Consider the following 14,636-nt stretch of genomic DNA (forward strand, 5'->3'; position numbering starts at 1 on the left):
CTCGCGGGGGAATAGTTCAGGGAGCAATCATCCTGGCACTTTTTTGCCGGGCTGACTACTCCTCATCATCACCATCGGCATGGGAGCGAATAAGCGCCATAAACTCTTTGCCAAAGCGCTCCAGTTTGCGCGTTCCGACGCCGTTGACGCTGAGCATTTCGCTGGCGCTGAGCGGCATCTGCTCGGCCATCTCAATCAGGGTGGCATCATTGAACACCACATACGGCGGGATATTTTCTTCGTCGGCGATGGCTTTGCGCAGCTTACGCAGCTTGGCGAACAGCTTACGGTCATAGTTGCCGCCGTAGGATTTCTGCATCACCCGCGGTTTCAGCGCCACCACGCGCGGCACGGCGAGCTGTAATTCGACCTCACCGCGCAGCACCGGACGGGCGGCTTCGGTGAGCTGCAGCGCCGAATGCTGGGCAATATTCTGGGTGGCAAAGCCGAGGTGGATAAGCTGGCGGATCACGCTGACCCAGTGCTCGTGGCTCTGCTCGCGGCCAATGCCGTAGACCGGCAGCTTGTCATGCCCCATCTCGCGGATACGCTGGTTATTAGCCCCGCGCAGCACTTCCACCACGTAGCCCATCCCGAAGCGCTGGTTGACGCGACCAATGGTGGAGAGCGCCTTACGTGCGTCCATCAGGCCGTCATACTGCTTCGGCGGATCGAGGCAGATATCGCAGTTGCCGCACGACTCCTGTCGGCCCTCGCCAAAGTAGTTCAGCAGCACCAGACGACGGCAGGTTTGCGCTTCGGCAAACGCGCCCATCGCGTTGAGCTTGTGGCGTTCGATATCCTGCAGCGCCCCCTGGGGCTTCTCCTCCAGGCAGCGGCGTAGCCAGGCCATATCCGCCGGATCGTAGAACAGCATCGCCTCGGCAGGCAGGCCGTCACGCCCGGCGCGGCCGGTCTCCTGATAGTAGGATTCGATATTGCGCGGGATGTCGAAATGCACCACAAAGCGCACGTTCGGCTTGTTGATGCCCATCCCGAAGGCGACGGTGGCCACCACGATCTGCAGGTCGTCGCGCTGGAATTTCTCCTGCACGTCGGCACGAATGTGGTTTTCCAGCCCCGCATGATAGGCGGCGGCGCTGAACCCGCGGCTTTGCAGACGGGCGGCGGTGTCTTCGACCTTCGCCCGGCTATTACAGTAGATGATGCCGGACTTACCGCGCTGCTCCTGGACATAGCGCAGCAGCTGATCGAGCGGCTTGAACTTCTCCATCAGCATATAGCGGATATTCGGACGGTCGAAGCTGCTGACCTGAATCAGCGGATCGTTGAGCCCCAGCAGGCGCACGATATCCAGCCGGGTGGTGTCGTCGGCGGTAGCGGTGAGCGCCATAAACGGCAGCTCGGGGAAACGCTGACGCAGCTGGCCGAGCGCGGCATATTCCGGACGGAAATCATGCCCCCACTGGGAAATACAGTGCGCTTCGTCCACCGCCAGCAGCACCGGGTTCCAGTGGGCCAGATGGTCAAGGAAGTTATCCAGCATCAGGCGTTCCGGGGCGATATACAGCAGACGAACCTGCCCGGTACGGCACCCGGCCATCACCTCCTGCTGCTGCTCGCGGGTCTGGGTGGAGTTAAGACAGGCCGCCGCCACGCCGTTTGCCAGCAGCTGGTCGACCTGGTCTTTCATCAGCGAGATCAGCGGTGAAACCACCACCGTCAGGCCATTCAGAACCAGCGCGGGAACCTGATAGCACAGCGATTTGCCGCCACCGGTCGGCATGACCACCAGGCAGTCACGGCCCTTAAGGGCGGTGTTGATGATGGTTTCCTGGCCCGGGCGGAACTGGTGATAGCCAAAGGTTTCATGCAAAACCTGTTTAGCCAGCGACTCCTGATTAACGACTTCCGCCTGCACCACATCAACCCCATTTGCCCGAAATAAAAACAGGCGCTATTTTCAGCGCCTGCGAGAGAAACTTCAACGTTTAAGACAAAAACATTCGAGGAGGCTAGAAAAGATCGTTCAGCATCACGCCCACACCGACACGGGTCTGGTTGAAGTTGTAGTCGATCAGGGATTCGCCATAGCCGCTGTAGACCTGCGTATAGAGACGAACATGTTTGGTCAGCGGGTAGCTGACGCCCATCTCGGCGCCGCCATAGCCGGTGTTCCAGTTGTACTGCCCCTTCACGCTCAGCACCGCCTCGCCCAGCTGATACCCCACCCGCAGCTGGTAGTAGCCCATGTATTTGGTGATATCCGGGTTATCGTCGGTATTGCCCACCACGTACCAGGGCTTCACCTCCACCAGCCAGTTACCGTTCTGCGCCATCAGGCGGGTATAGAGACGGTTCCAGCTGCGTGACGTCGGGTCGGAGCGACCGTTGGATTGATGGTTATAGCCAAACTCCACGTCCCGCAGCGTCCAGCCCGCCAGCGAGTAATCGGTGGCAAAGCCGAGGAACAGCTGAGGCTCGTAGTTGGTTTCACGAAACGGCGAGGATTCATCGCTGTTGGATAACTGCCACCAGGATTTCTGCGTGTAGGAGCCACCCAGAATGGAATTCGGCCCCAGAATGCCGCGCCACAGCGGGAAGGCGAGACTCAGCTGGAATTTCACCTCATCTTTATGCGAATCGTCGGCCCAGTCGTAGGTTTTGATCGCCTCTTTGTTGAGGTCGCTGGTGGCGGTATAGATCAGATAATTGCTGTCGTAAGGATAGAGCGTGAAAGGATTATCGTGCTCCTCCAGCAGGTTAGCGATGATGCTGCCCCGCACGGCAGGCACCTCCTGCGTTGTCGCTTCCTGTGCAAATGCCGTAAAGGGCAGCGCAGCCGCCGCCGTTAGCCCGGCCAGATATGTCCGCATCGGTGATGCTCTCCTGCAAAAGCGTTTTAATGAAGAATTATTTGGATCCCTTTTAACATATTTAATTATTAGTGGCTTCACCTGCGCTCCGAATCTGGCAATTCATATTGCTGAGGAATAAAATCAACATTCTTTTAACAATAAGGATGTGACGTGCTATGTCTGCCACGCTTACTGCCGAAGAAGCGCTGAAGCTTGTCGGCGAGATTTTCGTCTACCATATGCCGTTCAACCGCGCGCTGGGGCTGGAGCTGGAGCGCTACGAGAAAGATTTCGCCCGGCTCAGTTTTAACAACCAGCCGATGATGGTCGGCAACTGGGCGCAAAGCATTCTCCACGGCGGCGTGATCGCCTCTGCCCTCGACGTCGCCGCCGGCCTGGTCTGCGTCGGCAGCACCCTGACCCGCCACGACACCATCAATGAAGATGAGCTGCGCCAGCGCCTGTCGCGGATGGGCACCATCGACCTGCGCGTAGACTATCTGCGCCCTGGCCGCGGCAACCGCTTTACCGCCAGCAGCAGCCTGCTGCGCGCGGGTAACAAAGTCGCCGTCGCCCGCGTGGAGCTGCATAACGAAGAGCAGGTCTATATCGCCAGCGCAACTGCCACTTATATGGTGGGTTGAGAAGGTAAAATCGGGTAAAATTGCGTTACTTTTTTGTAACGGGTTTTCCTGATGGATGCTAAACAGACGCGGCAGGGCGTTTTACTCGCTCTTGCCGCTTATTTTATTTGGGGTATCGCGCCCGCGTACTTCAAGCTGATTCACTACGTCCCTGCCGACGAAATTCTTACCCACCGCGTGATCTGGTCGTTTTTCTTCATGGTGGCGCTGATGAGCGTGAGCCGTCAGTGGTCTGGGGTTAAAACGCTCCTGCAAACGCCGAAAAAGATCTTCCTGCTGGCGCTGTCCGCCGTGCTGATTGGCGGCAACTGGCTGCTGTTCATCTGGGCGGTGAACAACCAGCACATGCTGGAGGCGAGCCTCGGCTACTTCATTAACCCGCTGGTGAATATCGTGCTGGGGATGCTGTTCCTCGGCGAGCGCTTCCGCCGGATGCAGTGGCTGGCGGTGATCCTCGCCCTCTGCGGCGTACTGGTTCAGCTCTGGACCTTCGGCTCGCTGCCGGTCATCGCCCTGGGACTGGCGTTCAGTTTTGCCTTCTATGGCCTGGTGCGTAAGAAAATCGCCGTGGAAGCACAAACCGGGATGCTGTTTGAGACCCTGTGGCTGCTGCCGGTCGCTGCGATTTACCTGTTCGGCATTGCCGACAGCAGCACCAGCCATATGGGCAGTAACCCGTGGACGCTGAACCTGATGCTGATGGCGGCCGGTGTGGTCACCACCATCCCGCTGCTGTGCTTTACCGGGGCCGCGACGCGTCTGCGCCTGTCAACGCTGGGCTTCTTCCAGTACATCGGCCCGACGCTGATGTTCCTGCTGGCGGTGCTGTTCTACGGTGAAGTACCGGGGGCGGATAAGATGGTGACCTTTGGGTTTATCTGGGTCGCGCTGGCGGTGTTTGTGGCGGATGCGATCTATACCCAGCGCAGGACGCGCAAAGGGCTTTGATTTTTGCCGGATGCGCTTCGCTTATCCGGCCTACATTTGGCGTAGGCCGGGTAAGGCGTAGCCGCCACCCGGCATAACCGTCATAACCAGTTACGGCGCTTGAAGTAGAGATACGGCGCCAGTCCCGCGAGCACCATAAAGACAATTGCGCCAGGGTAACCAAAGCTCCATTTCAGCTCCGGCATAAACTCGAAGTTCATCCCGTAGCTCGACGCCACCAGCGTAGGCGGCAGGAACACCACCGAAACCACCGAGAAGATCTTGATGATGCGGTTCTGCTCGATGTTGATAAAGCCCATCGCCGCCTGCATCAGGAAGTTCACCTTCTGGAACAGGGATTCGTTGTGCGGCAGCAGGGATTCGATATCACGCAGGATCTCGCGCGCCTGCTCCAGCTGACCGCCCGGCAGACGCGCCTTGCGCACCAGGAAGTTCAGCGCGCGCTGGGTATCCATCAGGCACAGACGCACTTTCCAGCCGATATCTTCCAGCTCTGCCAGCGTTGACAGCGCTTCGTCGTACTCATCGCCCTGGTGCCCTTCCATGATCACCCGGCTCAGCTCTTCCAGATCGCTGTAGATGTTTTCAATCTCATCCGCCAGCTGTTCGATTTTGGTTTCAAACAGGTCCAGCAGCAGCTCGTAGGCGTTGCCGTCCACCATCGCCTGGTTACGGGCGCGCATACGGTAGAGACGGAACGCAGGCAGCTCGCGCTCGCGCAGGGTAAACAGGCGGCCATCGCGGATGGTAAATGCGACGGTGGAGTTACCGGCGTGATCTTCGGCGTCTTCAAAGAAGAAAAAGGAGTGAATGTGCAGGCCGTCTTCGTCTTCGAAGAAACGGGCGGATGCTTCGATGTCTTCCAGTTCCGGGCGGGTTGCCAGGCTTTGTCCGAGCTCAGATTGCACGCGCAGGCGTTCGTCGTCATCCGGCTCGACCAGATCCACCCATACGGCATCAATGAGGGGTTGTGACTCTTCAGCTTCAAGCCGAATCAGTCGGTTCTTTTCCAGTTGAAATGCGCTCAGCATGACCGGGACTCCCAATGCAAAAAATATCGGACAGTTCGGTGGGCACACAGAAACATATTGGGTTTCAGACCATTAAACAGCCTGACTCAGCGCGACGGGAATAATGCAGGTCGCTGACAACCACTAAGGCCATCAGCAAGAGGAGATAGCCTTAGGAGTTGTTCCTGGATGACAGGGAATTGAGCCAGTATTTACTGGGTGTGTCCAAGGCGAATGTCCTCTTAGCGTAATCGTGCGCGCATGTTACGCCAGCAGTAACGGCGGCGTCAACTCGCAACGAAACGCTGAAGAACATTAAATGCCCTTCAACGTATAAGCCTGGCAGATTATTACAAAATAGTGATATTTTTCTGAATCTTAAACCGCTTCAAGCCTGGCGTAAGCCGCAACCAGCCATTTGATCCCCTGGCCCTGGAACGCCACCTGCAGGCGACTGTGCTCGCCGCTGCCTTCCAGATTCACAATGGTGCCTTCGCCAAATTTAGCATGACGTACGCGCTGACCCAGCTTGAATCCGCTGTCGCTTTCCGACACCGGCGTACCCAGACGCTGATGGCTCACCGGGCGGCTGATGCTGGCGCGCAGGCGCACCTCTTCCACGCACTCCTCCGGCAGTTCACCGACGAAGCGCGACGGACGGTGATAAACCTCTTTGCCGTACAGACGGCGGGTTTCGGCGTAGGTCAGGGTCAGCTTTTGCATCGCGCGGGTCACGCCCACGTAGGCCAGACGCCGCTCCTCTTCCAGACGCCCGCCTTCATCCAGCGACATCTGGCTCGGGAACATCCCCTCTTCCATACCGACGATAAACACCTGCGGGAACTCCAGACCTTTGGCGGAGTGCAGGGTCATCAGTTGAACCGCATCCTGCCAGGTGTCGGCCTGCCCTTCGCCCGCTTCCAGCGCGGCATGGGACAGGAACGCCTGCAGCGGCATCAGGTCTTCGTCTTCTTCGTTGTAGCTGAACTGGCGCGTCGCCGTCACCAGTTCCTCTAAGTTCTCAATACGCGTCTGGCCCTTCTCGCCCTTCTCCTGCTCGTACATCATGCGCAGGCCGGAATCTTTGATCACCCGGTCGGTCTGAACGTGCAGCGGCATATCGGCGGTTTCCTGGGCCAGCGCGTCGATAAGCTCCAGGAAGCGCTGCAGCGCGCTGGCGGCACGCCCGGCGAGCGCCCGCTCCTGCAACAGCTCGCGACACGCCTGCCACAGGGTCAGCTGCCTGTCGCGGGAGGTCTGACGCACCACGTCGAGGGTGCGATCGCCTATGCCGCGGGTTGGCGTGTTGACCACGCGCTCAAACGCCGCGTCGTCGTTGCGGTTGGCAATCAGGCGCAGATACGAGAGCGCGTCTTTAATCTCCTGGCGTTCGAAGAAGCGCATGCCGCCATAGATGCGGTACGGCATCCCCACCTGGAGCAACGCCTCTTCCAGCACACGCGACTGGGCGTTGCTGCGATAGAGAATGGCGCACTGCTCAAGCGCGCCGCCGTTGTCCTGCCAGGTTTTGATCCGGTTAACCACGAAGCGGGCTTCGTCCAGCTCGTTAAACGCGCAGTAGAGAGAGATCGGCTCACCGTCGACGCCGTCGGTCCACAGCTTTTTGCCCAGACGCCCGTTATTGTTTTCAATCAGGGCGTTGGCCGCGCTCAGAATGTTGCTGGTGGAGCGGTAGTTTTGTTCCAGGCGAATGGTCTCTGCGCCCGGAAAATCTTTCAGGAAACGCTGGATGTTCTCGACCTGGGCGCCGCGCCAGCCGTAGATCGACTGGTCGTCGTCGCCGACGATCATCACTTTGCTGGAGTCGCCCGCCAGCAGGCGGATCCAGGCGTACTGAATGTTGTTGGTATCCTGGAATTCGTCGACCAGGATATTGGTAAAGCGTTCGCGATAGTGTTGCAGGATATGCGGCTTGTTCAGCCACAGCTCGTGGGCGCGCAGCAGCAACTCGGCGAAATCCACCAGCCCGGCGCGATCGCAGGCTTCCTGATAGGCCTGATAGACCTTCTGCCAGGTCTGCTCAATCGGGTTGCCAAAGCTCTGGATGTGATGCGGGCGCAGCCCTTCGTCTTTCTGGCTGTTGATGTACCACATCGCCTGACGCGGCGGCCACTGTTTCTCGTCGAGGTTCATCGCCTTGATCAGGCGTTTGAGCAGACGCAGCTGGTCTTCGCTGTCGAGGATCTGAAAATCCTGCGGCAGGTTGGCGTCCATATGGTGCGCACGCAGCAGGCGGTGCGCCAGCCCGTGGAAGGTGCCGACCCACATGCCGCCCTGGCTGGTGCCCATCAGCTGGGCGATACGGTGGCGCATCTCCGCCGCCGCCTTGTTGGTGAACGTCACCGCCATAATGGAGTACGGCGAGCAGTTTTCCACGCTCTGCAGCCAGGCGATACGGTGAACCAGCACGCGTGTCTTACCACTGCCCGCCCCTGCCAGCACCAGCATATTGGTGCGCGTCGCGGCAACCGCGTCACGCTGTTTGTCATTAAGGCTGTCGAGCAGGTAAGAAACGTCCATTGGGCACCGCCGCAAAGAGGTAATCCGGCGGCATTTAGCCGCCGGATACACTGTTAATTTATACAGAACTGCTGGTGATTATATCAGCGTGGTGAGGGATGCCAACCGTGAAATTTCGATGTGCGGCAACAGGCGGCTGTCGGCGGTCTGCATCAGATCGGCATTTTCCGGCTTGATCCAGCAGGCCTGCATCCCGCAGCGGATCGCCCCTGCGACGTCGGTCGTCAGGTCATCGCCCACGTGAAGAATTTGCCCCAGCGGCAGGCTAAGCTTCTCCGCCGCCAGATGGTACATATCGTTGAACGGCTTGGAGCGCCCGTGCGGGCCTGCGCGCAGTACAAACTGGAAGTAATCGCCAAGGCCGAACAGCTCCGGCTGGGCGTTACCATTGGTGATGGCTACCAGCGGCCACTTTTCGGCCAGCGCAGCCAGCGTGTCGTGCGTCTCCTGCGGGACGTCGATGCGGCTGCGCCACTGGGCAAAGTGCGCCATTGAGGCCTCGGCACCCAGCGCAGCCTCGGCCGCGGTCAGCCCCGCGTTCAGCATCGCCAGCTCCACGGCACGGCGACGCCATTCGGTCACGTCGTGATAGATTTCCGGCTCGGTCTGGCGTAACGCCTGGCGCAGGCGGTGGAACTCTTTGTTTTCCAGCGTTTTTAAGGCCGGGTGATAGTTTTGTACAAACGTCAGCGCTTCCTGCTCGGTACGCAGAATCACCTGACGGTTGTCGTAAAGGGTGTCATCAAGGTCGAATGTCAGGGCAGAGATTTGGCCTAATGGACGATAAAAACGCATTATTTCCCCCGTTTGGCGCGTGGATGCGCCGCGTCGTACACCGAGGCAAGGTGTTGAAAATCGAGATGGGTATAGATTTGGGTGGTGGAGAGATTAGCGTGGCCCAACAGCTCCTGGACGCCACGCAGGTCGCCGCTGGATTCCAGCATGTGCGTGGCGAACGAATGGCGCAGTTTATGCGGATGAACATGGCTGTTCAGCCCCTGCTTGATCCCCCACTCGGCAAACCGCTTTTGCACGTTACGCGCCGAGATGCGCTTGCCCAGCTTCGAGAGGAACAGCGCCTCTTCCTCGGTGCCAAACAGGCCGCGCAAGTCGAGCCAGTGTTCAATCCATACCACGGCGTTACGGCCAATGGGCAGGCGGCGCTCTTTGCTGCCTTTGCCCATCACCCACACTTCGCCGGACTCCAGATCGAGATGTTTAATATCCAGATTGACCAGCTCGGAAAGTCGCAGACCAGCGCCGTACATCACCTCCAGCATGGCGCGGTCGCGCACCGCCAGCGGATCGTTAAGATCGATATCCAGCAGGCGGTTAACGTCATCAACGTCGATATTTTTGGGCAGATGGCGCGGCGCTTTCGGCGCGGCAATCCCTTTCGCCGGGTTGGCGTTGAGTTCGCCCTGGCTGACCAGCCAGTCGAAGAAGCTGCGCAGCGCCGACAGACGCAGCGCAAGGCTGGCCGGGCCAAGCCCTTTACGGCGGCTACGCACGGCAAAGGTCCGCACCGTGGCGGCATCACATTGTTGCCAGCTCGTCAGGCCGATCTCATTGGCTAACTGCATGATGGCATCAAGCTGACGCTGATAGTTCAACAGGGTGATCGGGCTGAGCTGGCGCTCAACGCCCAGATAGCGCAGAAAACGCGTGACGGCCGGTGACAGCAGAGCGTCCGTCATACGCGCTCAATCCAGCGCTCCAGCAGCTCGGGCAGCATCTGCGCGATCTCCTGCAGCAGCTGTGTGCCTTGTCCCTGCTGGTAATGGTGCGGATCGCGGCTGGTAAACAGCATCACGCCAAGCTCGCCGTCGCGCCCCATCAGGGACATGGCGACCGATCCGATCGCTTTGGCCTCCGGCAGCACCACCAGCAGCTCTGGGCCATTCAGCTGCCCAAGGTAGTGGTTCTCCTGCCCCATACGCTGAATGCGCAGGGGTTCAAACGCCTGACGCGATAAGGCCAGATGGGTAAAACTGGACGGTGCGCCAATGCGCCAGCGATCCGGGAACAGGCGCAGGGTTGCCCCTGCCAGCCCCATGTCACGCGCCCAGCGATGCAGGCGGAGAAGAAATTCGTCGAGGCTGCTGGCCGAGGCCAGCCGGGACTGCAGGTGCAGCAGGCGATAGAACAGGCCTTCATTACTGCTGGCCTGCTCCATCAGCAGCGAGATGTTTTCTTCAAGATGGTTGATATGGTTGCGCGCGCGCGCCATATGCCACTCAACCAGCGAGACCGTCCCGCGAACCGGGTGCGGGACGCGCATGTCTTCCACGACACGTGCATTGCGAATGAAAAAGTCAGGATGGCGCAGCAGATAATCAACAACCGCCCGGTCGTCCATCTCCGTCAGCGTCTCCTGCAGTTCTTCTCCTGGTTGTTTCATAGATGGATAAACCCGTCGTAAACTTGTGTCGCCGGACCCGTCATATACAGCGGCTGGCCCGGGCCTTTCCAGGCGATATCAAGACGCCCGCCTGGCAAATCCACGCGAACCTCCTGCGCCAGTAACCCCTGCGTAATCCCCACCGCGACGGCCGCACAGGCACCGCTGCCGCACGCCTGCGTCTCACCTGCCCCACGTTCAAAAACGCGCAGGCGGATGTGTTCGCGAGTGAGAACCTGCATAAATCCAATATTGGCGCGTTCCGGGAAACGTTCGTGGCTTTCCAGCACCGGTCCGAGCGTCTCGACGGGCGCGGTCGCCACGTCATCAACCTGAATCACGCAGTGCGGATTGCCCATGGAGACCACGCCGCACAAGACTGTCTGTTCCGCGGCGCGCATGATATAGGTCTTTTCCGCTTTGTTGGCGCGGAACGGCACCTGGGACGGCTCGAAGTTCGGCTCGCCCATGTTGACCCGCACCAGTTCGTCGTCGGTCACGCTCAGTACCATCCGTCCGTTGGCGGTGCTGACGCGGATATCACGCTTGTTGGTGAGCCCCTTCAGGCGGACAAAACGGGCAAAACAGCGCGCGCCGTTGCCACACTGGGACACTTCGCTGCCGTCGGCATTGAATATCCGGTAGTGGAAATCGAGATCCGGATCGTAAGGCGGCTCAACCACCAGCAGCTGATCAAAGCCGACGCCAAGGTGCCGATCGGCCAGACGGCGGATCAGCTCCGGAGAAAAGAAGACATTCTGCGTTACCGCGTCGACAACCATAAAGTCATTGCCAAGGCCATGCATCTTAGAGAACTGCATTATTTACTCCATTGCGCGGATCGGAGCGCTTGTCAGTAATTGACCTGGCTTGGACCATTGTTATCGCCACGATCGTTACGACCCGGCATGGTGGACTCAACAGGACTTTCCACTTTTTTAGTCGGCGGCGGTGCGGTTTTATCTGCTGGCGGGAAATAGAGCGGCCCTTTAAGACCACAACCGGTCAGGCTAAACAGCGTGAGGAGAACGGCAAGCGTTCGAAAAACGTTTTTCATTATTGGTTGCCTGTAAGTTCGTGCTTTATGTGTTCTATCATCGCAGGAGAAGGCACAAAAGCAAGAGTTAGCCGCTAACCTGCAACCGGAATTATTTAGCGTTATACTGCCGCCATCACGAAAAACAGGAACAGAACCATGAATGACAGTGAATTCCATCGCCTTGCCGATAACCTGTGGCAAACCATCGAAGAACGCCTTGATGACTGGGACGGCGATAGCGACATCGATTGTGAAATCAACGGCGGGGTGCTGACCATCAGCTTTGAAAACGGCAGCAAAATCATTATTAACCGCCAGGAGCCGCTTCACCAGGTCTGGCTCGCCACCAAACAGGGCGGCTACCATTTCGACCTGAAGGGCGACGAGTGGGTTTGCGATCGTAGCGGTGAGACGTTCTGGGATCTGCTGGAGCAGGCAGCGACCGCGCAGTCAGGGGAAGAAGTTAGCTTCCGCTAGGGCTGTTTTGCCCGGTGGCGCTGCGCTTACCGGGCCTACAATGGCCCGGACCGTACATCCGGGCAATGGTCGTCAGGAGAAATACTGCTGCAACAGCGGGGTGCTGGCGTCCTGTCTGTCAGGCACGACCGGCGTAATCGCCTGGGTGCGGAACGGGATCACCTGCGCGCGGCCATCCACCTTCACAATCTGATAGAACTGCGGCAGGTTGAAGTTGATGAAACTTGAGCCGTAGGTGAAGCGATCGTGTGAAGAAGAGTAGAAGCGGCTGACGTCGCGCACCAGCTCCTCTTTGCTGCCTTCACAGTGGTGATACACTTCGGCGCGGTTGGTTTCATCGAGGATGTAGATGTTGAACCCGGCGTCATCCCCCGACTCTTCAAAGAAGAACTGAATAATCCCTTCGCTGGCAAAACCGTCCACTACCTGCGGCAGTTTGACGTGGTTGGTCTCAACCTGCACCGACAGACCGTGCAGCTTGTTGTGCGAAATAGCGCCGTAGAACTCGATGGCGTTTTCCAGCTTCTGCACCGAGACGTTCAGGCGTTCAAAGAACAGGCCCCAGGTCTGGCCGGAGACGCGCAGCGCTTTGAAGCGCCCGGTTTCCTGACGGGTGCTGGAGAGGCGCAGATCGATGCATTCGGAAACCAGCTGCTGCACGCGGGTACGGATCAGGCCGCGCAGATGCTGGCTGTAGCAGAACACCTCAACGCTGTCCGGCGGTGCGGCATCCTGATGCATCTTGCCGAGGATTGTTTTCAGCGCTTCGATCATCGCCTGCTCGCCGTTGAAGTGCAGGGTACGCACTTCGTTCCACGAGTTGCGGTACAGCAGATCGACGCTGCCCACCAGGCAGTTTTGCTGCTCGCCAAAGCTGAACACATCCAGCTTACGGAAATCGAAATGGACCACCTGATTGCGGAAGGCCGCCGTCGGGTCATATTCCAGGTTGACGATAATCGCCAGATGGCGAATTTCGCATGGGCTGTAGAGCGCTTTTGGCGTCGGCGCAGGCAGACGCAGCGGGAAGTGGTGCGAAACGTCGGCGACCATTTCCTGCAATTTGGCTAAATCGACAATCTCGTTGCCTTTGATAAACAGGCGCGTGCGGGAGGTCAGCAGGCCGTTAAACCAGGCCCAGGCCACCAGCTTGTTCAGGTAGCGGTTATATTCCAGCGGCTGATGGCTGATGATCGAATCCATGCTTGGCGCACGGTTGTAGAGATACCACCCGGTGCGGTTCGCGCGGCCCGGCGGCACATAGATAAAGGTCAGGTTCGGTTCAGACAGGTCAGGCGAAATCTGCGGGTTCACCAGCGTCACTTTACCCGGCAGCGCTTCAAACGCGGCGTACAGCTTACGGGTCAACACCCCGATGTCCTGCGGGCTGGCGGAAACGCTGAGGTTGTTACGACGGGCAAAGCGGATCAGGTTACGGTAGCTCTGCATCATCGCATCGAGCAGCTCGTTGTGCGCTTCACGCACCTGATCGATCTTCCAGTTGGCGCGGTTATCGAGCATCGACAGACGCTCTTCGTCCCATCCCCACTCTTTGACTAACTGACTGACCACTTCACGACGCCAGCCAACGCAGGCGCGTTCACGGCTGAGCTTCTCACACACTTTGAGATAGAAACATCGACGGACCAGATCCAGACGGGTGGGATCGTCGATGGCTTTCAGGTATTCGGTGACGCGCTCGAGCATCATGCAGTAGGCATCAAGACCGTAAGAGACGATCTCGCCATCATGCAGACGCTGTTTGATGTCTTTCGCCAGCAGGCGCGGCGTCGGGTATTCCCAGGAATAGGCTTCGAGCAGCAGGGTTTTCAGCACTGCTTTATACGGGGAATCAATACTTTTATACAGCTGCCACAGGCTGGCACCGAAGTACTCTTCCGCAGACAGCGAGCTCAGGCCGCCCAGATCCAGCCATTCGTTTGGCGTCAGGACACCCTGGGCGTAGAGCTTCATGACGTAGTCGTCGTAGTGCTCTTCTTCGTCGCACGGCACCATGCTCCACAGTATACGCTTCCCGGCCAGGCGCACGGCGGTACGGTAAAACTCATCCAGCAACAGGATGTGCTGAGTCGAGCCGCAGTCTTCACCACCCAGACTGCCGCTTTCATTATGGCGGAAACGGTTTTCATCAATCAGGAAGAAGCTGACTTCCACACCGAGCGATGCCGCCCAGCTCTCAAGCAGGCTGCATTTACGCTGCAGCAGCTGGCGCTCTTCGTTATCGAGCCAGGATTGATGGCAAACCCAGATATCGAGATCCGACGAACAGCTTTGCCCCACCGAAGAGGTGCTGCCCATGGTGTAGACGCCGGTGATCGGCAGTTCGCCTTTCGGGGACTCTTGTGCCGGCATGCCACGATAGAGTTCCAGCTCTTTCAGATAGTGCTGTTGGGTTTCATCAGGCGTGAAAAGGCAGATGCCCTTGGGAACGTTACCGTCAAGGTAACCCGGCATCAGCGGATGGTGATAGTGCAGCAATGTCGGCAGTAGACTGTAAACCTGTTGAAAAGCAGGTCCCATGGCAGCAAGCGCACGATCGACGCGCAGTTGATTGATGGCATCCAGTCGCTGTTTCAGAGTCTCAATATAGAGGTACAAGACGTATCGCCTGATGTTCAGAAGGCTCTAATCGCCAGTCAGACTGAGGATTAGGCGTTCACAGTATTTCGAAAGTAGCCGTCGCCTTTTTTCGCCCTTATCTTTATGGTCATGGAGACGAAAAAATGGTCTAAAACG

General features: G+C 58.4%; 14 protein-coding genes. 3 read left to right on the plus strand and 11 right to left on the minus strand.

All coding sequences use genetic code 11. The features are described 5' to 3' along the window. Positions 1-55: 55 nt before the first annotated feature. Both recQ and pldA read right to left on the minus strand, forming a co-directional pair. Positions 56-1,885 (minus strand): ATP-dependent DNA helicase RecQ, encoded by a 1,830-nt coding sequence (recQ, locus tag FHN83_RS10655; protein ID WP_138370969.1) that lies wholly within the window; start codon positions 1,883-1,885, stop codon positions 56-58. Between the two features lie 91 nt (positions 1,886-1,976). Next, positions 1,977-2,837 carry a phospholipase A gene (gene pldA / locus FHN83_RS10660; RefSeq protein ID WP_139563810.1) on the minus strand — a complete coding sequence of 287 codons (861 nt, stop codon included), beginning with the start codon at positions 2,835-2,837 and terminating at the stop codon, positions 1,977-1,979. A gap of 158 nt (positions 2,838-2,995) precedes the next feature. Here pldA and yigI point away from each other — a divergent pair, with 158 nt between their 5' ends. Together yigI and rarD are read left to right on the plus strand one after the other, a co-directional pair. Then, on the plus strand, positions 2,996-3,463 hold the full coding sequence (gene yigI / locus FHN83_RS10665) for an acyl-CoA thioesterase YigI (protein ID WP_039031206.1): 468 nt from the start codon (positions 2,996-2,998) through the stop codon (positions 3,461-3,463). 51 nt (positions 3,464-3,514) lie between these two features. Beyond that, the gene (gene rarD, locus FHN83_RS10670) at positions 3,515-4,411 is read left to right on the plus strand and encodes an EamA family transporter RarD (protein WP_139563811.1); all 897 of its coding nucleotides are present in this window, start codon (positions 3,515-3,517) and stop codon (positions 4,409-4,411) included. 80 nt (positions 4,412-4,491) lie between these two features. Here rarD and corA read toward each other — a convergent pair whose 3' ends face one another. The 8 genes from corA to lptM all read right to left on the minus strand — a co-directional run bounded on the left by corA (position 4,492) and on the right by lptM (position 11,420). Next, positions 4,492-5,442: a magnesium/cobalt transporter CorA gene (corA, locus tag FHN83_RS10675; RefSeq protein WP_039031208.1), complete on the minus strand. Its 951-nt coding sequence runs from the start codon at positions 5,440-5,442 to the stop codon at positions 4,492-4,494. Positions 5,443-5,593: 151 nt separating this feature from the next. Next, complete coding sequence (gene ysgD, locus FHN83_RS28965; protein ID WP_353620505.1) at positions 5,594-5,737, minus strand: YsgD/CorL family protein; 144 nt, start codon at positions 5,735-5,737, stop codon at positions 5,594-5,596. A 62-nt stretch (positions 5,738-5,799) separates the two neighbouring features. After that, positions 5,800-7,962: a DNA helicase II gene (uvrD, locus tag FHN83_RS10680; RefSeq protein ID WP_039031209.1), complete on the minus strand. Its 2,163-nt coding sequence runs from the start codon at positions 7,960-7,962 to the stop codon at positions 5,800-5,802. 78 nt (positions 7,963-8,040) lie between these two features. After that, positions 8,041-8,757, minus strand: coding sequence for a 5-amino-6-(5-phospho-D-ribitylamino)uracil phosphatase YigB (yigB, locus tag FHN83_RS10685; protein ID WP_039031210.1), 717 nt, complete (start codon positions 8,755-8,757; stop codon positions 8,041-8,043). Then, positions 8,757-9,659, minus strand: coding sequence for a tyrosine recombinase XerC (gene xerC / locus FHN83_RS10690; RefSeq protein WP_139563812.1), 903 nt, complete (start codon positions 9,657-9,659; stop codon positions 8,757-8,759). Before xerC ends, yigB begins: the two co-directional genes overlap by 1 nt. After that, positions 9,656-10,363 (minus strand): DUF484 domain-containing protein, encoded by a 708-nt coding sequence (locus FHN83_RS10695; protein ID WP_139563813.1) that lies wholly within the window; start codon positions 10,361-10,363, stop codon positions 9,656-9,658. Before FHN83_RS10695 ends, xerC begins: the two co-directional genes overlap by 4 nt. Beyond that, a complete protein-coding gene (gene dapF, locus FHN83_RS10700) occupies positions 10,360-11,184 on the minus strand; it encodes a diaminopimelate epimerase (RefSeq protein WP_039031213.1) in 825 nt (274 codons plus the stop codon). Before dapF ends, FHN83_RS10695 begins: the two co-directional genes overlap by 4 nt. A 32-nt stretch (positions 11,185-11,216) precedes the next feature. Next, positions 11,217-11,420, minus strand: coding sequence for an LPS translocon maturation chaperone LptM (lptM, locus tag FHN83_RS10705; RefSeq protein ID WP_039031214.1), 204 nt, complete (start codon positions 11,418-11,420; stop codon positions 11,217-11,219). Between the two features lie 138 nt (positions 11,421-11,558). Here lptM and cyaY point away from each other — a divergent pair, with 138 nt between their 5' ends. Next, positions 11,559-11,879, plus strand: a complete 321-nt coding sequence (gene cyaY, locus FHN83_RS10710) for an iron donor protein CyaY (protein ID WP_039031215.1) — start codon at positions 11,559-11,561, stop codon at positions 11,877-11,879. Between the two features lie 72 nt (positions 11,880-11,951). Here the strand turns inward: cyaY and cyaA are convergent, their stop codons facing one another. After that, on the minus strand, positions 11,952-14,498 hold the full coding sequence (cyaA, locus tag FHN83_RS10715; protein WP_039031216.1) for a class I adenylate cyclase: 2,547 nt from the start codon (positions 14,496-14,498) through the stop codon (positions 11,952-11,954). Between the last annotated feature and the right edge of the window lie 138 nt (positions 14,499-14,636).

The organism is Leclercia adecarboxylata (assembly GCF_006171285.1).
In the GTDB taxonomy this organism is placed as follows: Bacteria; Pseudomonadota; Gammaproteobacteria; order Enterobacterales; family Enterobacteriaceae; genus Enterobacter; species Enterobacter barmai.